The sequence below is a fragment of the Variovorax paradoxus NBRC 15149 genome (assembly GCF_001591365.1).
GTDB classification, from domain to species: domain Bacteria; phylum Pseudomonadota; class Gammaproteobacteria; order Burkholderiales; family Burkholderiaceae_C; genus Variovorax; species Variovorax paradoxus.
Window position 1 is genome coordinate 1,601,221 of record NZ_BCUT01000001.1, and the last position, 22,725, is coordinate 1,623,945.

Genomic DNA, 22,725 nt, shown 5'->3' on the forward strand with positions numbered 1-22,725 from the left:
CGTCAAGGGGCGCGGCGCCACTGTCAACGCCCCCAGCGCAGCACCATCGGGTCGAGCCGCTTCGCCGTCTCGATCAGGCCGGCGCGCGTCTCGGGGTGCATCGCCGGCAGCGGATGGCGCGGCGCCTCGCAAGCGATCACGCCGCCCTCCTTCATGAGCGACTTGCAGGCCAGGAGGCCCGCCTGGCGGTTCTCGTAGTTGATGAGCGGCAGCCACTGCTGGTAGAGGGCGAAGGCCTTGTCGCGGTCGCCCGCGCGGTGCGCCTCGATGATCGGGCGGATGCCGTCGGGATAGCCGCCGCCGGTCATCGAGCCGGTGGCGCCGGCATCGAGGTCGGGCATCAGCGTGATGGCCTCTTCGCCGTCCCACGGGCCTTCGACCGCATCGCCGCCCAGGCGGATCAGCTCGCGCAGCTTCGACGCGGCACCGGCCGTTTCGATCTTGAAGTAGGCGACGTGCTCGATCTCGCGAGCCATGCGCGCGAGAAAGGCCGCCGACAGCAGCGTGCCGCTCGCGGGCGCGTCCTGGATCATGATCGGGATGTTCACCGCATCGGACAGGCCGGCGTAGAACTCGAAGATCTGCGGCTCGGGCACGCGGAAGGTGGCGCCGTGGTAGGGCGGCATCACCATCAGCATGGCGGCGCCCATGTCCTGCGCGCGCCGGCTGCGCTCGGCGCAGATGCGGGTGCTGTAGTGCGTGGTGGTGACGATCACCGGCACGCGGCCCGCCACATGCTCGAGCACCGTGCGCGTGAGCACCTCGCGCTCGTCGTCGGACAGCACGAACTGCTCGGAGAAGTTGGCCAGGATGCACAGGCCGTCCGAGCCCGCGTCGATCATGAAGTCGACGCAGCGCTTCTGGCTCTCGAGGTCGAGCGCGCCCTGTTCGGTGAAGGTGGTCGGCACCACCGGGAAGATGCCGCGGTATCTGGGGGTCATGGTGGATCAGTGTGAATGGCGGGGAACGGCGGAGCCTCTGCAGCCCACCAGAAAATCGAAGTCGCAGCCTTCGTCGGCCTGCAGCACGTGGTTGACGTAGAGCTTCTGGTAGCCGCCGCCGCGCGTGCTCATGGGCTGCGCGTCGGCACTGCTGAGCGAAGCCAGGCGCGCGGCCAGCTCTTCGTCGCTGATGTCCAGGTGCAGGCGGCCCGCATCGCAGTCGAGCTCGATCCAGTCGCCGTCGCGCACCGCCGCAAGCGGTCCGCCGTCAGCCGCCTCGGGCGCGACGTGCAGCACCACCGTGCCGTAGGCCGTGCCGCTCATGCGTGCATCCGAGATGCGCACCATGTCCTTCACGCCCTGCCGCAGCAGCTTGGGCGGCAGGCCCATGTTGCCGACCTCGGCCATGCCAGGGTAGCCCTTGGGGCCGCAGTTCTTCATCACCATCACCGAGCTGGCGTCGATCTCGAGGCTCTCGTCGACGATGCGCTCCTTGTAGTGCTCCAGGTTCTCGAACACCACCGCGCGGCCGCGGTGCTTGAGCAGTTCGGGCGATGCGGCCGAGGGCTTGAGCACCGCGCCGCGCGGCGACAAATTGCCGCGCAGGATGCGGATGCCGCCGTCGGCGATCAGCGGCTTGTCGAGCGGGCGGATCACCTCGTCGTTGAGGCTCGGCGCCTCGCGCACGTTGTCCCAGATCGACTGGCCGTTGACGGTGAGCGCGCCGGGGTGCGGCAAGAGGCCGTTCTCGCCCAGGCGCCGCAGCACCGCGGGCAGGCCGCCCGCGTAGTAGAACTCCTCCATCAGGAAGCGGCCCGAGGGCAACAGGTCGACGATGGTCGGCGTGTTGCTGCCGATGCGCGTCCAGTCTTCCAGTTCCAGGTCGACGCCGATGCGCCCCGCAATGGCCTTCAGGTGGATCACCGCATTGGTCGACCCGCCGATGGCGGCATTGACGCGAATGGCATTCTCGAAGGCCTCGCGCGTGAGGATCTTCGACAGCGTGAGCCCCTCCTTCGCCATCTCGACCGCGCGCATGCCCGACATCTGCGCGAGCACGTAGCGCCGCGCGTCGACCGCGGGAATGGCCGCGTTGTGCGGCAGCGAAGTGCCCAGCGCCTCGGCCATGCAGGCCATGGTGGAGGCCGTGCCCATGGTGTTGCAGGTGCCGGCCGAACGCGACATGCCGCCTTCGGCCGAGAGGAACTGGTGCAGGTTGATCTCGCCGGCCTTGAGCGACTCGTGCAACTGCCACACGGCCGTGCCCGAGCCGATGTCCTTGCCGTCGAGCTTGCCGTTGAGCATCGGTCCGCCCGTGACCACGATGGCCGGGATGTCGCAGCTGGCCGCGCCCATCAGCAATGCGGGCGTGGTCTTGTCGCAGCCCGTGAGCAGCACCACCGCATCGACCGGGTTGCCGCGGATGGCCTCTTCGACGTCCATGCTCGCAAGGTTGCGCGTGAGCATGGCGGTGGGCCGCAGGTTCGATTCGCCATTGGAGAACACCGGAAACTCGACCGGAAAGCCGCCCGCCTCCGAGATGCCGCGCTTCACATGCTCGGCGATCTTGCGGAAGTGCGCATTGCAGGGCGTGAGCTCCGACCAGGTGTTGCAGATGCCGATGATCGGCCGGCCGTCGAACTCGTGGTCCGGTATGCCCTGGTTCTTCATCCAGCTGCGGTACATGAAGCCGTTCTTGTCGGCCGAGCCGAACCATTCGGTCGAGCGCAGCTTCTTCTTGGGGGTGTTGTCCGGCATGCGGAAGTTTCCTGAAAGCGAGAAAGAAAAAAAGCGTCAGCGCCGTGGCGCACGCGAAGTGAAGAAGCGCTGCAGCAGGCAGAACACGAAGAGCAGCGCACCCACCACGATGCGCGTCCACCACGAGCTCAGCGTGCCGTCGAAGGAGATCAGCGTCTGGATGATCCCGAGCATCAGCACGCCGAACAGCGTGCCCGCCACATAGCCGACGCCGCCCGTGAGCAGCGTGCCGCCGATCACCACCGCCGCAATCGCATCGAGCTCCAGCCCCAGCGCATGCAGGCCGTAGCCCGAGAGCATGTAGAAGGTGAAGATCACGCCCGCGAGCGCCGAGCAGAAGCCCGACAGCGTGTAGACGCCGATGATGGTGGAGCGCACCGGCAGGCCCATCAGCAGGGCCGACTGCTCGCTGCCGCCAATGGCATACACCGCGCGGCCGAAGGGCGTGCAGTGCGCAATGAACACCGCCGCCAGCAGCACGCCGATGGCGATCACCGCGCTGATCGACAGCGAAGCCTCGCCCCAGACCGGAATGCGGATCTGCGAGACCTCGGCATAGAAGGCGTTGGTGATGCTGATGGAGTCGATGCTGATCAGGTAGCAAAGCCCGCGCGCCAGGAACATGCCCGCGAGCGTGACGATGAAGGGCTGCAGCCTGAAGCGCTCGATGAGCAGTCCCATGAACGCGCCGAAGGCCGTGCCCATGGCCAGCACCAGCGGAATGACCACCGCCGGGCTCCAGCCGTGCTTCTCGACCAGCGAGGCCGACACCATCGTGGTGAGCGCGATCACCGAGCCCACCGACAGGTCGATGCCGCCCGAAAGAATCACGAAGGTCATGCCCACGGCCACGACGATCAGGAAGGCGTTGTCGATCAGCAGGTTGAGGAACACCTGCGCCGAGAAGAAGCCGTCGTAGAACACCGAGCCCAGCGTGGCCACCAGCACGAAGAGCGAGATGGTTGCGGCCAGCGGCAAATACTTGGGATTGAACCCTGCCCTGCCCCCTCTTCCGCTCGCGGGAGAGGGCTGGGGTGAGGGTGCCGCTTCGATCACCGCGCTCATGCCCGTTCCCCCTCATGCACCGGCCGCTGCACCAGCGTGCGCACTTGTGCCCGGAACTCCGGCGATTGCAGCAGCATCACCGCGAACACCACCACCGCCTTCACGACGAGGTTGATCTCCGGCGGCACGCCCAGCGAATAGATTGCATAGGTCAGCGTCTGGATGATGAGCGCGCCGATCACGCTGCCCATGAGGCTGAAGCGTCCGCCCGTGAGCGCGGTGCCGCCCAAGGTCACGGCCAGGATCGCGTCGAGCTCCAGCAGCTGGCCGGCGTTGTTGCCGTCCGCGCTCTTGACATTGGAGCTGATCAAAAGGCCCGCCACGCCCGCGCACAGCCCGCAGAACGCATAGGCGCCCACGACGAGCCTGCGCGCCTGCACGCCGGCCACGCGCGCGGCCGTCGGGTTGATGCCCACCGCCTGGATGAAGAGCCCGAGCGCCGTGCGCGTGATGGCCAGGTAGAGCAGCACGAACACCGCGGCCACGATGAACAGCGAGAACGGCAGGCCCAGCAGGTAGCCGCTGCCGAGGAAGAAGAAGGGCTTGTAGTAGATGGTGATGATCTGCCCGTCGGCGATGAGCTGCGCAACGCCGCGGCCCGCCACCATGAGGATCAGCGTGGCAATGATCGGCTGCATGCCGACCTTGGCCACCAGCATTCCGTTCCAGAGGCCGCAGAGCAGTGCAACGCCCAGGGCCGCGAGGATCGCAAGCGGCATCGGGAACCGGCTCACGTCGCTCGCCACCGAGCCGCCGATCATCCAGGCCGCGACGGCCGCCGCAATGGCCACGACCGCGCCCACCGAGATGTCGATGCCGCGCGTGGCAATCACCAGCGTCATGCCCAGCGACACCAGCACCAGCGGCGCCGCGCGGTTGAGGATGTCGACCAGGCTGCCGTACAGGTGGCCGTCGCGCCATTCGAGGTGCAGGAAGCTGGCGTTGAACGCGGTGTTGACCGCGAGCAGCAGAAGCAGCGTGACGATGGGCCAGGCGAGGCGGTGGCTCATGAAGGAGGAGAGGCGTGTCATGTGTTCCGCCTTGCTCCTTCCCCTTCCGGGGGAAGGCTGGGATGGGGGCAGGCGGCGCCAGCAATGCGGCAGCGCTCAACGGAAGGCCGCTGTGCCCCCACCCCTGCCCTCCCCCGGGAGGGGAGGGAGAAAAACAAAGAAGGCGTCATGCTGCGGCAATCATTTCGTAGACCTCGTCCTCGGTCGAACCACCTGGGAGTTCGCCCACCTTCTGCCGGTCGCGCAGCACCACGATGCGATGCGCGACACGCACCACCTCGCTCATCTCCGACGAGATGAAGATCACCGCCATGCCCGCCTTCGCGAGCCGCAGGATCTCTTCCATGATCTCCTGCTTGGCCGCCACGTCGATGCCGCGCGTGGGCTCGTCGAGGATCAACAGGCGCGGCTCGGTCGCGAGCCAGCGCGCGATCATGGCTTTTTGCTGGTTGCCGCCCGAGAGCAGGCCGATGGGGGTTTCCACGCTCGCGGTCTTGATGCCCAGCGACGCGACAAAGCGCTCCGCGATCGCCGTCTGCTCGGCGCGCGACAGGAAGCGCCGCACGCCCAGGCGCGCCTGCAGCGCCAGCGCGATGTTCTCGCGCACCGAGAGCTCGGCCACGATGCCGTCGGTCTTGCGCTCTTCGGGGCACAGTGCGAGCCCTTCGCGGATCGCGTCGGCAGGGTTCGAGAAGCTGACGGAGCGGCCATCGATGCTCAGCACGCCGCGGTCGGGCGCTTCGAGCCCGAACAGGAGGCGCGCCAGCTCGGTGCGGCCCGCGCCCAAGAGGCCCGCGATGCCGACCACCTCGCCAGCGCGTACGCGCAGGTCGGTGGCCTGCAGCTGGCCCGCCTGGCCCAGGCCCTCGGCCTGCAGCAGGGCGGGCGCCGCTTCATCGAAGGCCGGCAGCGCCGCCGGCCGGGCTGACTGCGCCGCCAGCTCGCGCCCCAGCATCGCGGCAATCAGTGCCTGCGGGCCGAGGTCCGCGGCGCGCCACTCGCCCACCCAGTTGCCGTTGCGCAGCACCGTGATGCGGTCCGACACCGCATACATCTGGTTGAAGAAGTGCGTCACGAAGACGATCGCGAGACCTTCGCTGCGCAGGCGCCGCAGCACCTCGAACAGCTTCTCGACCTCGTCGTCGTCCAGGCTCGAGGTCGGCTCGTCGAGGATCAGCACCTTCGACGACACGCCCAGCGAGCGCGCAATGGCCACCATCTGCTGCACCGCGACCGAATAGCTCGACAGCAGCCGGCTCACGTCGATGTCCAGGCCGATGCGCGCCAGCAGCTCTTCGGCGCGCCGGTTCACCGCCGCCCAGTCGATGCGAAAACCCTGCGCCGCGCCGCAGCGCGGATAGCGGCCCGCAAACACGTTCTCGGCCACCGAAAGGTTCGGGCACAGGTTGACCTCCTGGTAGACCGTGCTGATGCCGAGCTTCTGCGCCTCCAGCGGCGAGGCGGGATGAATGGGTTGTCCGTCCAGGTGCATCTCGCCACCGCTCGACGGAAGAACCCCCGTGAGCACCTTGATGAGCGTCGACTTGCCCGCGCCGTTCTGCCCCATGAGCGCATGGATCTCGCCGGGGTAGAGCTTCAGCTGCACGTCGCGCAGCACCGGGATGCCGCCGAACTGCTTGTGGATGCCCCGCAGTTCGAGCACGGGGCTGGTGCTGCTCTGGCTCATGCGCTCGCCTACTTGTTCTTGTTGTAGACGTCGATGAACACGGCCGCCAGCAGCACCAGGCCCTTGATGACCTGCTGGTAGTCGATGCCGATGCCCAGGATCGACATGCCGTTGTTCATCACGCCCATGATGAAGGCGCCGATCACCGCGCCCATCACCCGGCCCACGCCGCCCGAGGCCGAGGCACCGCCGATGAAGCAGGCCGCGATCACGTCGAGTTCGAAGCCCAGGCCCGCCTTGGGCGTGGCCGTGTTGAGCCGCGCCGCGAACACCAGGCCCGCGAGCGCGGCCAGCGCGCCCATGTTGACGAAGGTCAGGAAGGCGAGCCGCTGCGTCTTCACGCCCGACAGCCGCGCTGCCTTCTCGTTGCCGCCCAGCGCATAGATGCGCCGGCCGATGGTGGTGCGGTTGGTGACGAAGTCGTACACCACGATCAGCACCGCCATCACGATCAGCACGTTGGGCAGGCCCTTGTAGGTCGAGAGCAGGTAGCTGAAGAACAGGATGATGGCCGCGAAGAACAGGTTCTTCACCAGGAAGAACACATACGGCTCCGTCTCCATGCCGTGCGCCGCGAGCTTGGCGCGCCCGCGCAGCTTGAAGAACACCAGCGCCGCGGCAGCCAGCGCGCCGACCACCAGCGAGGTGGTGCGCAACGTGTCACCGCCCAGCGGATCGGGAATGAAGCCCGAGCTCAGCCGCTGGAACTCGACCGGGAACGGCCCCACCGACTGCCCCGCCAGCAGCGCCAGCGTGAGCCCCTTGAACACCAGCATGCCCGCGAGCGTGACGATGAATGACGGGATCTTGCGGAACGCGACGAACCAGCCTTGCGCAGCGCCGATGAGCGCGCCCGCCGCAATGCTGACGATCGCCGTCGGCACGAAGTGCCATTCATACTCCACCATCAGCACCGCCGCCAGCGCGCCGATGAAGCCGCAGACCGAGCCCACCGACAGGTCGATGTGCCCCGCCACGATCACCAGCAGCATGCCCAGCGCCATGATGACGACGTAGCTGTTCTGCAGCAGCAGGTTGGTGAGGTTCAGCGGCCGCAGCAGCGTGCCGTCGGTCAGCACCTGGAACAGCACCATGATCGCGACCAGCGAGATCAGCATGCCGTATTCGCGCAGGTTGTTCTTGAGGAAGCCGGCGTGCAGCTTCGGGGCGGCCTCTGCGATGGGGACGGCGGCGTTCACCGCGTTGGCGTCAGGCTGCGACATGGACGGAACTCCCCGCGCTCACGATGGCGTGCATGATGCGCTCCTGCGAAGCCTCGGCGGCCGGAAATTCGGCCACGAAGCGGCCCTCGTTCATCACGTAGATGCGGTCGCACATGCCGAGCAGTTCCGGCAGTTCGGAAGAAATCATGAGAATACCTTTGCCCTCGCTCGCGAGCTGGTCGATGATGGTGTAGATCTCGTACTTGGCGCCCACGTCGATGCCGCGCGTGGGTTCGTCGAGAATCAGGAGTTCGGGTTTGGTGAAGAGCCATTTGCTGAGCACCACCTTCTGCTGGTTGCCGCCCGACAGGTTCACCACCAGCTGCTCCACGCCCGATGAACGGATGTTGAGTGCCCGGCGGTAGTCGCTCGCCACCTTGAATTCGCGCGCGTCGTCGATCACCATCGAACTGGAGACCGCCTCCAGGTTGGCCAGGCTCACGTTCTTCTGGATGTTTTCCTCCAGCACCAGCCCGAGGCCCTTGCGGTCCTCGGTGACGTAGGCAATGCCATGGTCGATGGCCTTGCGCACCGTGCCCACGTCCACCGGCTGGCCGTGCATCAGCACCGTGCCGCTGATGCGCTGGCCGTAGGACTTGCCGAACACGCTCATCGCCAGCTCGGTGCGGCCCGCGCCCATGAGGCCCGCGATGCCGACGATCTCGCCCTTGCGCACATGCAGGTCCACGCCCTTGATCTGTTCGCGGTCGGCATGCAGCGCATGGTGCACGCGCCAGTCGCGCACCTCGAACACCGTCTCGCCGATCTTCGGATCGCGCTGCGGATAGCGGTGCGCCATGTCGCGCCCGACCATGCCGCGGATGATGCGGTCCTCGCTGATCGGCTGGCCGCGGCAGTCCATGGTCTCCACCGTGGCGCCGTCGCGCAGCACGGTGATGGAGTCGGCCACCTTGGCAATCTCGTTGAGCTTGTGCGAGATCAGGATCGACGCGATGCCCTGGCGCTTGAGCTCCAGCAGCAGCATCAGCAGCGCGTCGCTGTCGTTCTCGTTGAGGCTGGCCGTGGGCTCGTCGAGGATCAGCAGCTTGACCTCCTTGGCCAGTGCTTTCGCAATCTCCACCAGCTGCTGCTTGCCCACGCCCAGGTCGGTCACGAGCGTGGTGGGCGGCTCCTTGAGGCCCACCTTGGCAAGCAGCTCGCGCGTCTTCGCATAGGCGGCGAACCAGTCGATCACGCCGCCGCGCGCAATTTCGTTGCCAAGGAAGATGTTCTCGGCAATGGACAGCAGCGGCACCAGCGCCAGCTCCTGGTGGATGATGATGATGCCGAGCTTCTCGCTGTCGGCAATGCCCTTGAAGCGGCGCAGCTCGCCCTCGAAGTGGATCTCCCCGGTGTACGAGTCGCACGGGTAGACGCCGCTCAGCACCTTCATGAGCGTCGACTTGCCCGCGCCGTTCTCGCCGACCACCGCGTGGATCTCGCCCGCGCGCACCGCCAGGTTGACATCGCTGAGCGCCTTCACGCCCGGAAATGTCTTGGTGATGCCGCGCATCTCGAGGATGCTGCGGCTGTCCGCTGCTGCTGCTGCTGCTGCCATTCCAACGCTCACTTGACCTGGCTTTCCTTGTAGTAGCCGCTGTCGACCAGCACCTGCTTCCAGTTGCCGCCGTCCACGCTCACGGGCTTGAGCAGGTAGGAAGGCACCACCTTGATGCCGTTGTTGTAGGTCTTGGTGTCGTTCACCTCGGGCGTCTTGCCCGACAGCATGGCGTCGACCATGGCCACCGTGACCTTGGCCAGCTCGCGCGTGTCCTTGAACACGGTCGAGGTCTGCTCCTTGCGCAGGATCGACTTGACCGACGGAATCTCCGCGTCCTGGCCCGAGACGACGGGCATCGGCTGCGACGCCGAGCCGTAGCCCACGCCCTTGAGCGACGAGAGAATGCCGATCGACAGCCCGTCGTACGGCGACAGCACCGCATCGACGCGGTCCTTGCTGTAGTAGGCCGACAGCAGGTTGTCCATGCGCGCCTGCGCCACCGCGCCGTCCCAGCGCAGCGTGCCGACCTTGTCCATGCCCATCTGCTTGCTGCGAACCACCAGCTTGCCGCTCTTGATGTACGGCTCCAGCACCGACATCGCGCCGTTGTAGAAGAAGAAGGCGTTGTTGTCGTCGGGCGAGCCGCCGAACAGCTCGATGTTGAACGGGCCCTTGCCGCTCTTCAGGCCGAGCGCCGACTCGATCGACTGCGCCTGCAGCACGCCGACCTGGAAGTTGTCGAAGGTGGCGTAGTAGTCGACGTTCTTCGAGCCCTTGATGAGCCGGTCGTAGGCAATGACCTTCACGCCCTTGTCGGCGGCCTTCTGCAGCACGTCGGACAGCGTGGTGCCGTCGATGGCCGCGATGACCAGCACCTTGGAGCCCTTGGTCACCATGTTCTCGATCTGCGCGAGCTGGTTCGGGATGTCGTCGTCGGCGTACTGCAGGTCGGTCTTGTAGCCCTTCTCCTTGAAGTACTTGACCATGTTGGCGCCATCGGCGATCCAGCGCGCCGACGACTTGGTCGGCATCGAGATGGCGATCGGGCCCTTGTCCTGCGCATGCGCGAGCGGCGCGATGCCGGCGATGGCCAGTGCGATGCCTGCGAGCGAGGCCTTGAGGAAGTTGCGTTTCATGATTCGATCCGTTTTTTCAATAATTACTGTCTTTTCCAGGGACACCGCGGAACCGGCTTCGCCGGGCCGCTGGTGTCGCCCCCGGTGAGGGGGTTGGCGTAGCGACACGAAGTGCGCGAAGACTGGGGGAGTTCAATATTTTCGGTTGGGGAATTCCTTGGCGGCGACTTCCATCGGGAAGATCGTCTCTTCGGTCACGATGCGCTTGGGCAGCTGCTTGCCGGCCTTGATGTCCTTCACGGCGCTCATCAGCTGGGGGCCGAGCAGCGGGCTGCATTCGACCGACACGTTGAGCTTGCCGGCGATCATGGCTTCGAAGGCGCCCTTGACGGCATCGATCGAGATGATCGTGATGTCCTTGGCCGGCTTCAGGCCCGCTTCCTCGATGGCCTGGATGGCGCCAATGGCCATGTCGTCGTTGTGCGCGTAGAGCACGTTGATCTTCTTGCCATCGGCCTTCAGGAAGGCTTCCATCACTTCCTTGCCCTTGGCGCGCGTGAAGTCGCCGGTCTGCGAGCGCAGGATCTTGAACTTGGGGTCGGCCTTGATGATTTCCTCGAAGCCCTTCTTGCGGTCGATGGCCGGCGCCGAGCCCACGGTGCCCTGCAGCTCGACGATGTTCACCTCGCCCTTCTGGTCCTTCATCTTCTCGACCAGCCAGCGGCCCGCCTTGCGGCCTTCCTCGACGAAGTCGGAGCCCATGAAGGTCACGTAGAGCGAGTCGTCCTTGGTGTTCACCGAGCGGTCGGTCAGCACCACCGGGATCTTGGCGGCCTTGGCTTCGCGCAGCACGGTCTCCCAGCCCGATTCGACCACCGGCGAGAAGGCGATCACGTCCACCTTCTGCGCGATGAACGAGCGGATCGCCTTGATCTGGTTTTCCTGCTTCTGCTGCGCGTCGGAGAACTTGAGCTCGATGCCGGCTTCCTTGGCCGAGGCCTTGATCGACTCGGTGTTGGCGGTGCGCCATTCGCTCTCGGCGCCCACCTGGCTGAAGCCGAGCACGATCTTCTTCTGCGCCAGCGCGGTGGCGGGCAGGAGCCCGCCGAGCGAGGCGGCGGCGAGTGCGATATTGAGGGTGCGGCGATTGAGTTTCATTGGAATGTCTCCTTCTTTCTGAGTGCTATGTTTGCTTGCTGATGAAAACCGTCCGTGGTGGTCAGGCCAGCATGTAGCCGGTCTTGACCGTCGTGTAGAACTCCGCGGCATGGCGCCCTTGTTCGCGCGGCCCGTAGCCCGACCCCTTGCGCCCGCCGAAGGGCGCGTGGAAGTCCACGCCCGCCGTCGGCAGGTTGACCATCGTCATGCCGACTTCGGCATGGCGCCTGAAATGCATCGCGTGCTTGAGCGAATTGGTGCAGATGCCCGCGCTCAGGCCCGAAGGCGTGTCGTTGCACAGCGCCAGCGCCTCGTCGTAGTCGGCCGCGCGCAGCACGCAGGCCAGCGGGCCGAAGATTTCCTCGCGCGCGATGCGGTGCCCGGGCTGGGCCAGGAACAGCGCGGGGCTCATGTAGTGGCCGGCCGTGGCGCGCTGGAGCGGCTCGCCGCCCCACACATGCTCAGCGCCCTCTTCGCGCGCAATGCCGACCCAGGCCAGGCTGCGCGCGAGGCGCTCTTCATCGACCAGCGGCCCGACGTCGACGCCGCGTTCGAGCGCATGGCCGATCTTCAGCGCCTTGAGCCGCTCGCGAAGCCGCGAGACGAAGGCATCGTGCACCGCGGCCTCGACGATCAGCCGGCTCGACGCCGTGCAGCGCTGGCCGTTGGAAAAATAGGCGCCCTGCACCGCGCAGTCGACCGCGTGGTCGATGTCGGCATCGGCCAGCACCACGAGCGCGTTCTTGCCGCCCATCTCGAGCTGCACCTTGGCGCGCCGCGCGGCGGCCGCCTGCAGGATGCGTTCGCCGTTGCGCGCCGAGCCGGTGAAGCTCAGGGCATCGACCAGCGGGCTGTCGACCAGCGCCTGGCCGGCTTCGCGGCCGCTGCCCATCACGAGGTTGAACACGCCCGCGGGCAGTGCCGCGCGGCTGATGATCTCGGCCAGCGTCCAGCCGCAGGCCGGCACCAGCTCGGCCGGCTTGAACACCACGCAGTTGCCGTGCGCGAGCGCCGGTGCAATCTTGGTGGCCGGCACCGCGAGCGGCGAATTCCACGGCGTGATGAGCCCGGCCACGCCCACCGGCTCGCGCGTGACGTCGACCTGCACGCCCGCGCGCAGCGAGGCCATGTTCTCGCCGCCGCCGCGCAGTGCCTCGCCCGCGAAGAACTTGAACACCTGCCCCGCGCGCGCCGCCTCGGCCACGGCCTCGGGCAGGGTCTTGCCAACCTCGCGCGCCAGCAGCAGGCCCAGCTCGTCCTTGCGCGCCAGGAGTTCGGTGCCGATGCGGTCGAGCACGTCGGCCCGGCGCTGCGGCGTGCTGTGGCTCCAGTGGGAAAAGGCATCGGCGGCTGCGCGGATCGCGGACTCCACCTGGCGGCGATCGGCCCGTGCGTATTCGGCCACCACTTCGCTGGTGTCCGAAGGATTGGCGCTCACACCGGTGGTCGCGCTGGTTTCCCAGCGGCCGTTGATGTATTGCCGCACGTTCTGATGGATCTCGCCGTGAATCACCTGCGCGCCAACCTTGTCTCTGGTTTTGGAAGTGCGGCGAGTCTATGAACAGAATTGATATCAATCCAATCATTTTTTCGACAAAATGCATATCAATCGCTGGATTCTGGAAAACCCTCTGATCACAAAGCTTTAACAAACAACAACCCACGAGACATGACCAACTACAACCATTGGTTCATCCGCGCCCGCCTCAAGACGCGGCAGCTGCTCCTGCTGGTGGCGCTGGCGGAGGAAGGCAACATCCACCGCGCGGCCCAGGTGCTCAACATGACCCAGCCAGCGGCCTCCAAGCTGCTGAAGGACCTGGAAGACGTGCTGGAGGTGCCGCTGTTCGACCGGCTGCCGCGCGGCATGCGGCCCACCTGGTACGGCGAAACCATGATCCGCCATGCCCGCGTGGCGCTGGCCAGCCTGAACCAGGCGCACGACGAACTCACCGCGCTCAAGGCCGGCCGCTTCGGCCAGGTGGGCGTGGGCGCCATCACCGCGCCCGGCCTCACGCTGATGCCGCCCGCGGTAGCGATGGTGAAGCGCGAGCAGCCCGACCTGCGCGTGTCGCTCGAGATCGAAACGAGTGCGGTGCTGATCGAGCGGCTCGAGCAGGGCAAGCTCGACATCCTGGTGGCGCGGCTCTTCGCCGAGCACGACAAGTCGCAGCTGCGCTACGAAGCGCTGGCCGAGGAGCCGGTGTGCGCGCTGGTGCGCCCGGGCCATCCGCTCCTGGGCGTGAGCGGCCTCACGCTGCGCGACGTGGTGGGCGCCGGCTGGATCGTGCCGCCCGCGGGCAGCGTGCTGCGCCACCGCTTCGAACTGATGTTCCAGGAGGAGGGCCTGGTGCCGCCGAACAACATCATCGAGAGCTCGGCCCTGCTCTTCATCACGCGCATGCTGCAGCAGAGCGACATGGTGGCCGTGCTCGCGACCGACGTGGCGCGCTACTACGCCGCGCACGGCATCGTGTCGCTGCTGCCGCTGGACATGCCCTGCCACATGGACGCCTTCGGCATCATCACGCGCACCGACCGGCTGCTGTCGCCGGCGGCCAAGGTGATGATGAAGGCGCTGAAGACCGCGAGCCTGAGCGTCTACGGCCGCAAACTTGAAATGGACTGATCAGGTCCAGCCCGCGTCCACGGTGAACTCCTGCGCGGTGCACATCCTGGCGTCGTCCGACGCGAGGAACAGCACCATGCGCGCGATGTCCTCGGGCATCAGCTTGTCGGGCAGGCACTGGTTGCGCTTGAGCGATTGCTCGCCTTCGTCGTCGAGCCAGAGCTGCACCTGCCGCTCGGTCATCACCCAGCCGGGCGACACGGTGTTGATGCGGATGCGGTCACGGCCCAGTTCCACTGCGAGGCCGCGCGTGAGGCCGTTGACCGAGGACTTGGCAATTGCGTAGCAGGGGTAGCCCGAGCCCTTGGTCTGCCAGCCCGTGGAGCCCAGGTTGATGACCGAGCCGAAGCCCAGCCGCCGCATGCCCGGCACCACCGACTGGATCGCGAACAGCGCGGGCCGCTCGTTGATGGCCATGCGGTTGTCGTAGTAGTCGGGCGTGACCGATTCGAGCGTGTGGCGGTCGTCGCTTGCCACGTTGTTGACCAGCACCGCAAAGTCGCCGAGCTCGGCGGCCGCGTCGGCAATGGCTTTTTGCAGCGCGCCGATGTCGCGCACGTCGCAAGCGCGCCACCATGGCGCGGCATGGCCTTCTTGCGCGATGCGCTGGGCGAGCGCGGCGCTGGCGCCTTCGGCAATGTCGACGAAGGCCACGCGTGCGCCCTGCGCGGCGAACGCGGCCACCATGGCCGCGCCAATGCCGCTGCCGCCGCCGGTGACGAACACCGTGCGGCCCTTCAGGCTGGGATGGATCGAAAGCTGCGGGGAATCCTTCAAGATGCGTGTCTCCAGAGAGCTGGCGGTGACATTGCAAAATCAATATCACTTGATGCCAAATAGTTTGGTTTCTATTATCAATATGCCTTGATACGATCCGCCGCGTCAAGGACAGAGACAACAAAGGCGCAAAACAAATGACCCAGACCGGCCGCACCGCATCCACTCCCACGCCCCTTGGCGTGCCATCGATCCTCGGCCAGCCCGAGTGCCTGTGGCCCGCGGGCGCCACGCTCGGCGAGGGCACGCTGTGGTCGCCGCGCGAACGGGCGCTCTACTGGATCGACATCCTCGAAAGCCGCCTGTACCGGCTCGACCCGGCCAGCGGCGCGCGGCGCAGCTGGCAGTTCGACGAGGAGATCACCGCGCTGGCCGAGCGCGCCAACGCGCCGGGGCTGATCGTCACCATGCGCCGCGGCTTCGCCTTGTTCGATCCCGCGGTGGATGCGGCGCCGCGCTACCTGCACCAGCCCGAGCCCGACCGGCCCGGCAACCGCTTCAACGACGGCAAGTGCGACCGCCAGGGCCGCTTCTGGGGCGGCACCATGGACTTCGACTGCGTGGCACCGACCGGCGCGCTCTACCGCTTCGACGCCGACGGCCGCTGCACGCGCCACGACGACGGCTTTGCCGTGACCAACGGGCCGACCTGGTCGCTCGACGAACGCACGATGTACTTCAATGCCACGGTGGAAGGCTGCGTCTATGCCTACGACTTCGACAGCGCAGCCGGCACGGTGGGCAACAAGCGGGTGTGGCTTCGCTTTGCCGAGGGCGATGGCCTGCCCGACGGCATGACGACCGACGCGGCCGGCCGCCTCTGGATCGCGCGCTGGGGCGGCCACTGCGTGAGCTGCCACGACCCGCTGAGCGGCGCCGAGCTGTGCCGCATCGAACTGCCCGCAAGCAACGTCACGGACTGCGCCTTCGGCGGCGAGGACCTGTGCACGCTCTACATCAGCACCGCGCGCAGCGGGCTCACGGCCGAACAGCTCGAGGCCGAGCCGCTGGCCGGCGGGTTGTTCGCGGTGCGCATCGGCAGCCCCGGCCTGCTTGCGGCCGAGTTCGGGGGCTAGGCCAGTGTGCCGAAGCGGTGCAGCGTGCTGCTGCTGAACACTTCGCCCGGCCGCAGCACCGTCGAAGGAAAGTCCGGCTGGTTCGGCGAATCGGGATAGTGCTGCGTTTCCAGGCACAACCCGGCGCCGCGCCGCAAGCTCTCGCCATCGGCGCCGCGCAGGCTGCCGTCGAGGAAGTTGCCCGAATAGAACTGCACCGCCGGCTCGGTCGTGTGCACCTCCATCACGCGCCCTGACGGCGGGTGCTCGAGCCGCGCCGCCAGCGCCAGGCCGGCGGGCTCGCGGTCGAGCACCCAGTTGTGGTCGTAGCCGCCGGCGACGCGCAATTGCTCGTGCGGCGCATCGATGCGCTCGCCGACCGGCGTGGCCGCGCGGAAGTCGAATGGCGTTCCGGCCACCGGCGCAAGGCCGAGCGGAATCAGGCCTGCATCCACGGGGCAGTAGCGGCTCGCGGGAATGGTGAGCCGATGGTCCAGCACCGCGCCCTCGCCCGCCAGGTTGAAGTAGTCGTGGTGGCTCAGGTTCAGCACCGTGGGCCGGTCGGTCACGGCGCGGTAGTCGATGCGCCAGGTGTTCTCGCGGGTGCTGAGCGCGTAGCGCACCGTCAGTTGCACTTCGCCCGGAAAGCCTTCTTCGCCATCGGCGCTGGTGTAGCGAAGCTCGATGGCGATTTCCTCGCCCGCCGCGCCGTCCGCCGGCACCGGCTCGATCTGCCAGAAGCGCGTGCCGAAGCCCCGGTGCCCGCCGTGCAGCGAGTTGGCGCCGTTGTTCAGCGGGAGCTGGTGCTGGGCGCCATCGAGCGTGAAGCGCCCACCCGCGATCCGGTTCGCATAGCGCCCGACGATGGTGCCCAGGTGCGGATGCGGGCCCAGGTAGTCCGCAAGGCTCGGCAGGCCGAGCACGATGTTGCCGCTGTGCCCATGCCGGTCGGGCACGTGCAATGCGGTGACGATGCCGCCATGGTTGATGGCACCCAGGCGCAGGCCCAGGCCGTTGTCCAGGGTGTATTCGGTCACGATGCGGCCGTCGGGCATGCGGCCGAATTCGCGGGTGGTGATGTTGCTGCTCATTCGGTTGCTGGAGTTGGTGGAAAAAGCGCCTCGCGCGCGCACAGCGATGCGGTTTGCAGGCCGATGCCGTCCGTGAGGTCGTGGTGGGTGGGCGGCTCGGCCGCGTGGGTCTGCAGCTCGATGCGGTGGCCCGCCTGCGCCACCGCATCGGCAAAGCGCTGCTGCAGGGCGAAGGGCGTGTTCCGGTCGTCGCGGTTGCCGATCAGCACGATGCGCCGCGACGGGTCGCGCACGATGCCGCCCACATGCTCGAGCGGATCGTAGAACTGCGCACTGCCGGTGGTGTCGGTCCGGCCGCCCCTCGACATGCCCAGCATGCGCGCGCGTTCGAGCAGGCCATAGGCGCCCGAAGTCAGCACCGCGCAGGCCACGCGCGTGCGGCCCATGGTGAGGAGCGCCGCGCCGGCCGTGGCACCGCCGCTGTGGCCCAGGATCACGATGCGCTGCAATTGGTGGCGCTGCATGAGCGCATCGAGCGCGGCGTCGAGGGCATGGAATTCCACGGGCTCGCGCCGCTTGCGATGGTCCCCCGACGAGCCGTAGGTGCCGGGCCGTGCCATGAAGATCCACGGCACGCCGGAGCGGTTGCGGCTGCGCTGCGCGTCGAGCGTGCGCAGCGCCGCGGTGTTGCCGGGGATGCGCGCGGGCGGCTGGTCCATCACGCCGTCGCGGTCGCCGGAGAACTGCACGATGGCCACGCGCGCGCCATCGATCTCGTCGCTTGCGAAGTAGCGGATGCAGGCCGGCCCTTCGGCCGGCTGCACCCAGAGGTAGCCGCGCCGGTCGGGGCAGTTCGCGCGTACGGCAGGCTGGTTCCATTGCAGCGCCTGGTCTTTGGAGGCGGCCGGCACGCGCGGATCGGGGCCTGCGCGTTGTGCGCACGCCGCTTGCGCGAGCGCCAGCAGGAGCCACGCGAAGCGGGTGCACCGTCGCCATGCGCCCATGGGTGTCACAGCTGCTGCAGCCTTTGGGGGATGGTGCCGAAGTCGGAACCGACGCGGTCGCCCTTCAGCAGCACCAGGTCGCCGTCGCGCAGGAAGGTGCCGAGGTAGTCCGCGAGTTTCTCGGCATCGTCGAAGTGCGGTCCGAGCAGCCCGGCCGGTACATCCTCGCGCAGCCAGCGCATCTCTGCGCCGTGCGTCACCAGGTGCTCGATGCCGGAGGCCAGCAGCGGTTCGGCAAGGCCGCGGTGCAGGGCTTGCGAATCGCGCCCGAGGTTCACGATGCGCCCGAGCACGCCGATCTTGCGCTGCACCGGCGCATCGTCCGCACGCCGGTAGGTGCGCACGAACTCCATCGCGTTGCGCATCGACATGACCTCGGCGTTCCAGCTGTCGTCGATCAGCGTGGCCTCGATGCCGGCCCGGGTGCGCAGCGTGCGCACCTGCATCACCGACGCGGGAAGCCGCACCCCGGGCATGCGCGCGCAGGCGGCATCCGCATCGAAGCCCATCGCCAGCAGCGCGGCAAACGCCAGGGCCGAGTTGCGCACCAGCCCGGCACTCGCGATGGGAAACAGGTACTCGAAGCTGCGGCCCTCCGTCGCAATGCGCACGCGGCAGCCGCCGCCGGGCTCGGGGTGCGTGTCGAGCACGCGGATGTTGGCGTCCGGCCCGGGCCCCACCACCCAGATGGCGCCCGCCGTGAGTGCGGCGGCGCGCACCACCTGCGCGAGGCAGGGAATGTGGTCGGGCACGATCGCGACGCCGCCAGGCTCCAGCCCCAGGAAGATGCGCGACTTGAAGGCCGCCGTCTGTTCGAGGGTCGAGGCCTGGCGGGTCTGCGACAGCCCGACCTCGGTGATGATGGCCACGTGCGGCCGCGCCATCAGCGAGATCGGCCCCCGGTCCATCCACAGGCCGCTCTGCGCCATTTCGAGAATGCACACGTCCGCATCGGACCCGAGATTGGCCAGCATGGCCGGCACGCCGACGCGCGAGTTGTAGTTGTCCACGGTGGTGTGCACGCGCGCGGCTTCGGGCAGCAGGTCGCGCAGCATGGCAATGGTGGACGACTTGCCGACCGTGCCGGTCACCCCCACCACCAAGCCCTTGAAACGCGCGCGCGCCGCCTCGCCGAGCGCGATCATTCCGCGGATCGGATCGTCCAGCTGCAGCAGCGGAAAGTCGGGAGCCAGTCCTTCCACCGCATGCGCGACCACCGCGCCTGCCAGCTTTTTTTCGAGCGGCGGCAGGTCGGCGTGGCGGTCCGGATTGCCGGGCAGGCGCTTGCTGTAGTTCTCGTGCGCGGCCAGCGTGTCGTAGTCGGCCGCGACGAAAAGCGCAGGCGGCGGCAGCAGCGGCAGATGGCGCGGCCCGCGCACCACCGAGTTCACGAACCAGCCTGGCGGAGGCTCGACCAGCCATCGGCCGCCCGTGATGCGCTGCAGCTGCTCGGCGGTCCAGACCGGCGCCGGGGTCGGGCTGGCACCGGGATGCAGGGCCGCGGGCACGGGCGCGGGCCGCGCGGGCAATGGCACCGGCGCACCGGGCACGCGCAGGCCGCACCAGATGGACAGCCGGCGCGCGGGCGGCAGCCCAGCCAGCGCGCCGCGTACGCGCAGCTCGAGCTGCAGCACATCGCTCTCCAGCAGGCCGGCGCGAGGCGCGCGCAGCCCGTAGCGGTCGCGATAGATGCGGCCCGGCTCCCATCGGCTGGTCGGCCACATCCAGTCGCAGGGCTCGTGGTCCATGCCTTCGCCCCACGCGGGCATGCGGGTGCTGCGCAGCGGGACCGCGCGGAACTGGATGCGCAGGTCGGCCGTTACGGGCGCGTCGGCGGTCCAGAAAGACTCCACCCACAGCATGCGCCGCCCGACGAGCTGGCGCGGCGCGCAACGCACGCCCACCAGGCGCAGCGGCCCGGCCTGGAGAGGCGGCACCCATGCGTCGGGCGGCACCGCATCGGCCATCCATTCGGGCCGGGGCGCGAGGAGCGGCCTGATGGCGCGAGGCGCGCGCGCGGCGGGCGCTGCGGCGGCGAGGGCGGGCCGCCGCTCGGGTGGCGACAGCCTCACCGCGCACCGGCCTCCCGCCACCGGCACCATTTCGGTCCCCAGTGCGCGGCATTGCTCGGCGAAGCGCGCACTCGCGGCCTCGGCCGGCGCGCCCGTGTGCTGCCGCGAGAAACCGAAACCCACGCCAATGGGCGTGAACACCACCTCTTCGACACCGCGCACACTCAGCGCCAGCGAGAACACACCGGAATCCCCGAGGTCGTTGCGGATGGACTCGAACAGCAGGTCGCCCGCATCGTGCAGGATCGGCCGGCCGCGGTAGATCTCGATGCCCTGCAGCACATGGGCCGAGCTGCCGAGAATTGCGTCGGCACCGGCATCGACGATGGCATGGCCGACATCGATTTCGGCCTGCGAAGGCGCGGTTTCGAGGTTTGCGCCCCAGTGCACGGCCACCAGCACCACATCGGCCTCGGCACGCGCGGCGGCAATGCGCGGCGCAAGCGTGGCAGTCCAGGCGGCGGGATCGCCGAGCGGCAGCCAGGCGGCACCCGGAGCATCGGCCGTTGCCGCGAAGCGCGGCTGCGTGGCGTCGAGCGAGAACAGCGCCACGCGCACGCCGCCGGCCCGGCCGATGGCCGGCCGCAGCGCCTCATCCAGGTTGCGCCCGGTGCCCGCGTGCGCAATGCCGGCGGCATCCAGCAGCGCCTGCTGCTCCATCAGCGCGGCGGCTCCGTAGTCGCCGCTGTGGTTGTTGGCGGTGGCGACCATGCCGATGCCCGCTTCGGCCAGCACCGCGAGCATCTCGGGCCGGGCGCGGTAGTAGTAGGGGCTGCTCTCATCCTTCTCGACGCCCTGTTCGCCGGTGGTGGCGACCACGCATTCGAGGTTGGCGATGCGCAGGTCCGCCTCGCGAAGTGCAGCGATGCCGCCAAGCATCTCCTGCGGGCCGCCGAGCTCTGCCAGGCGGTAGTGCAGCCGGCGGCCGAGGTTCACGTCGCCGCCCCAGACCGCGACGGGCGCGCGGCCACTGTCCGCCGGCGCTGGCGCAGAAGTGGCTTGGGGAATTCCGCACGCAGCCGGGAGTCCCGATGCTTCGCGGTGCTTCAACAGCCGGTGGTAAGCCACGTAGCCCGAGAGATAGTGCTCCACGTCGTCGATGCGCACGCGGAAGCTGTGGTGCTTGATGAAGAACGAACCGGTGATGCGGTCCGGGTTGCGGAAGAACATCGCGAGCTCGGGCCAGAAGTAGCCGTTGGCCAGGTAGCGCGCGCGGTGCTCGAGCGCGCGGTCGAACTTGGCGCGGTCGAAGCCTTCGAGCAGCGGGCGCAGCGCGGGGTCGGCGGCCAGGCGCTCCACCATCTCGCGCGCGGCCATCATGAGCTCGAGCAGGGTCGGAAAGGTGGTGATGCGCTCCAGCACGAAGTCCAGGTAGTCGGCCACGTTGCGCAACCCGAACTGGTAGTAGCGCGTCTCGGGCCGAACACGCGTGAGCTCGTTGACGCAGTAGCTCAGCCAGTGGTCGTGCGCGCGCCAGTGCTCCGCGGCAATGAAATGCTCGAAGGCCTTCTCGACCACCGCGAGCCAGCGCTCGTCGCGCGTGAGGCCGTACAGGCGCATCAGGCCGAAGGCGGCTTCGCCGTCGTAGTAGATGACGCGGAAGGCGTCCTTCACTTCGAGCGAGGGGTAGTTGAGCACGTGCACGAAGCGCCCGCTGGCCGGGTCCTGCATGGCCTGGATGCCGAGCGCGAGCTGCTCCATCAGCGGCAGGTACTGCGGATCGCCCGTGAGCTCCGTGTACTTGACGAGCGCCAGCAGGCACACCGCGTTGCCGCCGAGCTTGATCTCGTCGCCGACGTCCAGCAGGTAGGCCGCGCGCGTGCCGCCCGGCAGCTCGGCCTGGCGGATCAGCCGCTTCGTCAGCAGCGACAGCGAGCGGTCGATGGCCGCCTTCTGGCTGTCGCTGCGGGTCAGCTCCCAGGCCTCGAGCAACGCATAGGTCGAGCTCGCGTGGCGCAGCGTGTTGTAGGTGGGAATCGCGCGGTCGAAGCAGGGGAACCATCCGTAGTGGAACTCGCCCGTGGGCTTGACCTGCGCCGCAAGATAGTCGCTCGCGCTGTCCACGAGGCTGCGCACCTGGCCGGCGCCCCACTCGGGCAGCGTGCGGTAGCCCGCCGACTGGCCCGCGGGAGTGATCGGCCACGCGCCTTCGGTATCGGCATAGGCCGCGCGCGTGGTGAAGCACCACACCGGCGCCGCGTCATCCTGCGGAAAATCGAGTTCGGCACCGAAGCGCCGCTTCGCATGAAGGCGCAGGTTGCCCGGATTGGGCTCGGCATGGTCCACGGTGCCGTTGTAGAAGACGGCGCTGCCGTTGATCTCCGGCGCGAGCAGCGCCACCTCGAACTTCGCGTCGAAGGACACGCCATGGTTGAAGTAGTTGCGCCTGGTGCCCGCCAGGCGGGCCTTCAGCGCGCCCCAGCTCATGGGCTCGACCTGGTCGACCAGTTCCACGCGCACATGGCGCGGCTGCATGCCGATGCGCTGTGCGAGCGCAACTGCTGCATCGCTGGCCTGTTGCCAGGCCTGCTCGGCGCTTTCGGCGCGCCCGGCAACCACGCGCGCGCGGCTCGTGCCGTCGCCCATGGCAATCAGTACCACGCAGCCGGCCTCGGGCGTGGCGGCGGCGCCGGGCAGCGTGCCGTCCGGGGCGGCCAGTATCTGCCTGGCGCGGTTCAACAGATCCATGGAAAGAGTCGGTTCTTGGGTCATGCAGGCGCGAATGATGACAGGCCGCG

At 68.1% G+C, this 22,725-nt stretch carries 16 protein-coding genes; 2 read left to right on the forward strand and 14 right to left on the reverse strand.

The annotated features are described in order from the left end of the window. Positions 1–23: 23 nt before the first annotated feature. The 10 genes from VPA02S_RS07600 to VPA02S_RS07645 form a co-directional block, all read right to left on the reverse strand. The gene (locus VPA02S_RS07600) at positions 24–941 is read right to left on the reverse strand and encodes a dihydrodipicolinate synthase family protein (protein ID WP_028253966.1); all 918 of its coding nucleotides are present in this window, start codon (positions 939–941) and stop codon (positions 24–26) included. A 6-nt stretch (positions 942–947) separates the two neighbouring features. Then, the gene (locus VPA02S_RS07605; protein WP_028253965.1) at positions 948–2,699 is read right to left on the reverse strand and encodes an IlvD/Edd family dehydratase; all 1,752 of its coding nucleotides are present in this window, start codon (positions 2,697–2,699) and stop codon (positions 948–950) included. 36 nt (positions 2,700–2,735) lie between these two features. Further along, positions 2,736–3,764, reverse strand: a complete 1,029-nt coding sequence (yjfF, locus tag VPA02S_RS07610; RefSeq protein ID WP_012746199.1) for a galactofuranose ABC transporter, permease protein YjfF — start codon at positions 3,762–3,764, stop codon at positions 2,736–2,738. After that, positions 3,761–4,795 (reverse strand): ABC transporter permease, encoded by a 1,035-nt coding sequence (locus VPA02S_RS07615; protein ID WP_028254138.1) that lies wholly within the window; start codon positions 4,793–4,795, stop codon positions 3,761–3,763. The genes yjfF and VPA02S_RS07615 overlap by 4 nt, the downstream gene beginning before the upstream one ends. A gap of 145 nt (positions 4,796–4,940) precedes the next feature. After that, positions 4,941–6,461 (reverse strand): sugar ABC transporter ATP-binding protein, encoded by a 1,521-nt coding sequence (locus tag VPA02S_RS07620; RefSeq protein WP_028253963.1) that lies wholly within the window; start codon positions 6,459–6,461, stop codon positions 4,941–4,943. 8 nt (positions 6,462–6,469) lie between these two features. Beyond that, positions 6,470–7,684: a multiple monosaccharide ABC transporter permease gene (gene mmsB / locus VPA02S_RS07625; protein ID WP_018903592.1), complete on the reverse strand. Its 1,215-nt coding sequence runs from the start codon at positions 7,682–7,684 to the stop codon at positions 6,470–6,472. Continuing rightward, entirely contained in the window at positions 7,671–9,242 is a 1,572-nt protein-coding gene (gene mmsA, locus VPA02S_RS07630) for a multiple monosaccharide ABC transporter ATP-binding protein (protein ID WP_028253962.1), read from the reverse strand. The genes mmsB and mmsA overlap by 14 nt, the downstream gene beginning before the upstream one ends. A gap of 8 nt (positions 9,243–9,250) precedes the next feature. Beyond that, positions 9,251–10,321 carry a multiple monosaccharide ABC transporter substrate-binding protein gene (gene chvE / locus VPA02S_RS07635; RefSeq protein WP_012746194.1) on the reverse strand — a complete coding sequence of 357 codons (1,071 nt, stop codon included), beginning with the start codon at positions 10,319–10,321 and terminating at the stop codon, positions 9,251–9,253. Positions 10,322–10,453: 132 nt separating this feature from the next. After that, positions 10,454–11,419 (reverse strand): ABC transporter substrate-binding protein, encoded by a 966-nt coding sequence (locus VPA02S_RS07640; RefSeq protein ID WP_028254012.1) that lies wholly within the window; start codon positions 11,417–11,419, stop codon positions 10,454–10,456. A 61-nt stretch (positions 11,420–11,480) separates the two neighbouring features. After that, positions 11,481–12,932, reverse strand: coding sequence for an aldehyde dehydrogenase family protein (locus VPA02S_RS07645; RefSeq protein WP_012746192.1), 1,452 nt, complete (start codon positions 12,930–12,932; stop codon positions 11,481–11,483). A 156-nt stretch (positions 12,933–13,088) separates the two neighbouring features. On the opposite strand from VPA02S_RS07645, the gene VPA02S_RS07650 reads away from it, so the two are divergent. Next, positions 13,089–14,048, forward strand: a complete 960-nt coding sequence (locus tag VPA02S_RS07650) for a LysR family transcriptional regulator (protein WP_012746191.1) — start codon at positions 13,089–13,091, stop codon at positions 14,046–14,048. Here the strand turns inward: VPA02S_RS07650 and VPA02S_RS07655 are convergent, their stop codons facing one another. Then, the gene (locus VPA02S_RS07655) at positions 14,049–14,825 is read right to left on the reverse strand and encodes an SDR family NAD(P)-dependent oxidoreductase (protein WP_012746190.1); all 777 of its coding nucleotides are present in this window, start codon (positions 14,823–14,825) and stop codon (positions 14,049–14,051) included. Positions 14,826–14,962: 137 nt separating this feature from the next. On the opposite strand from VPA02S_RS07655, the gene VPA02S_RS07660 reads away from it, so the two are divergent. Continuing rightward, positions 14,963–15,901, forward strand: coding sequence for an SMP-30/gluconolactonase/LRE family protein (locus tag VPA02S_RS07660; RefSeq protein WP_012746189.1), 939 nt, complete (start codon positions 14,963–14,965; stop codon positions 15,899–15,901). Here the strand turns inward: VPA02S_RS07660 and VPA02S_RS07665 are convergent. The 3 genes from VPA02S_RS07665 to VPA02S_RS07675 are packed head-to-tail and all read right to left on the reverse strand — an operon-like array spanning position 15,898 to position 22,675. Beyond that, positions 15,898–16,971, reverse strand: a complete 1,074-nt coding sequence (locus tag VPA02S_RS07665) for an aldose epimerase family protein (RefSeq protein WP_062363098.1) — start codon at positions 16,969–16,971, stop codon at positions 15,898–15,900. The genes VPA02S_RS07660 and VPA02S_RS07665 overlap by 4 nt on opposite strands. After that, positions 16,968–17,915 carry an alpha/beta hydrolase family protein gene (locus VPA02S_RS07670; RefSeq protein WP_012746187.1) on the reverse strand — a complete coding sequence of 316 codons (948 nt, stop codon included), beginning with the start codon at positions 17,913–17,915 and terminating at the stop codon, positions 16,968–16,970. Before VPA02S_RS07670 ends, VPA02S_RS07665 begins: the two co-directional genes overlap by 4 nt. A 5-nt stretch (positions 17,916–17,920) precedes the next feature. Next, complete coding sequence (locus VPA02S_RS07675) at positions 17,921–22,675, reverse strand: CapA family protein (protein ID WP_062363103.1); 4,755 nt, start codon at positions 22,673–22,675, stop codon at positions 17,921–17,923. Between the last annotated feature and the right edge of the window lie 50 nt (positions 22,676–22,725).

Excerpts from the sequence above, each read along its gene's own strand:
- chvE (WP_012746194.1), bottom strand. The coding sequence starts at position 10,321 with ATGAAACGCAACTTCCTCAAGGCCTCGCTCGCAGGCATCGCACTGGCC.
- VPA02S_RS07660 (WP_012746189.1), top strand. The coding sequence starts at position 14,963 with ATGACCCAGACCGGCCGCACCGCATCCACTCCCACGCCCCTTGGCGTG.
- mmsB (WP_018903592.1), bottom strand. The coding sequence starts at position 7,684 with ATGTCGCAGCCTGACGCCAACGCGGTGAACGCCGCCGTCCCCATCGCA.
- mmsA (WP_028253962.1), bottom strand. The coding sequence starts at position 9,242 with ATGGCAGCAGCAGCAGCAGCAGCGGACAGCCGCAGCATCCTCGAGATG.
- VPA02S_RS07620 (WP_028253963.1), bottom strand. The coding sequence starts at position 6,461 with ATGAGCCAGAGCAGCACCAGCCCCGTGCTCGAACTGCGGGGCATCCAC.
- VPA02S_RS07605 (WP_028253965.1), bottom strand. The coding sequence starts at position 2,699 with ATGCCGGACAACACCCCCAAGAAGAAGCTGCGCTCGACCGAATGGTTC.
- VPA02S_RS07670 (WP_012746187.1), bottom strand. The coding sequence starts at position 17,915 with ATGGGCGCATGGCGACGGTGCACCCGCTTCGCGTGGCTCCTGCTGGCG.
- yjfF (WP_012746199.1), bottom strand. The coding sequence starts at position 3,764 with ATGAGCGCGGTGATCGAAGCGGCACCCTCACCCCAGCCCTCTCCCGCG.
- VPA02S_RS07675 (WP_062363103.1), bottom strand. The coding sequence starts at position 22,675 with ATGGATCTGTTGAACCGCGCCAGGCAGATACTGGCCGCCCCGGACGGC.
- VPA02S_RS07640 (WP_028254012.1), bottom strand. The coding sequence starts at position 11,419 with ATGAAACTCAATCGCCGCACCCTCAATATCGCACTCGCCGCCGCCTCG.
- VPA02S_RS07600 (WP_028253966.1), bottom strand. The coding sequence starts at position 941 with ATGACCCCCAGATACCGCGGCATCTTCCCGGTGGTGCCGACCACCTTC.
- VPA02S_RS07615 (WP_028254138.1), bottom strand. The coding sequence starts at position 4,795 with ATGACACGCCTCTCCTCCTTCATGAGCCACCGCCTCGCCTGGCCCATC.
- VPA02S_RS07665 (WP_062363098.1), bottom strand. The coding sequence starts at position 16,971 with ATGAGCAGCAACATCACCACCCGCGAATTCGGCCGCATGCCCGACGGC.
- VPA02S_RS07650 (WP_012746191.1), top strand. The coding sequence starts at position 13,089 with ATGACCAACTACAACCATTGGTTCATCCGCGCCCGCCTCAAGACGCGG.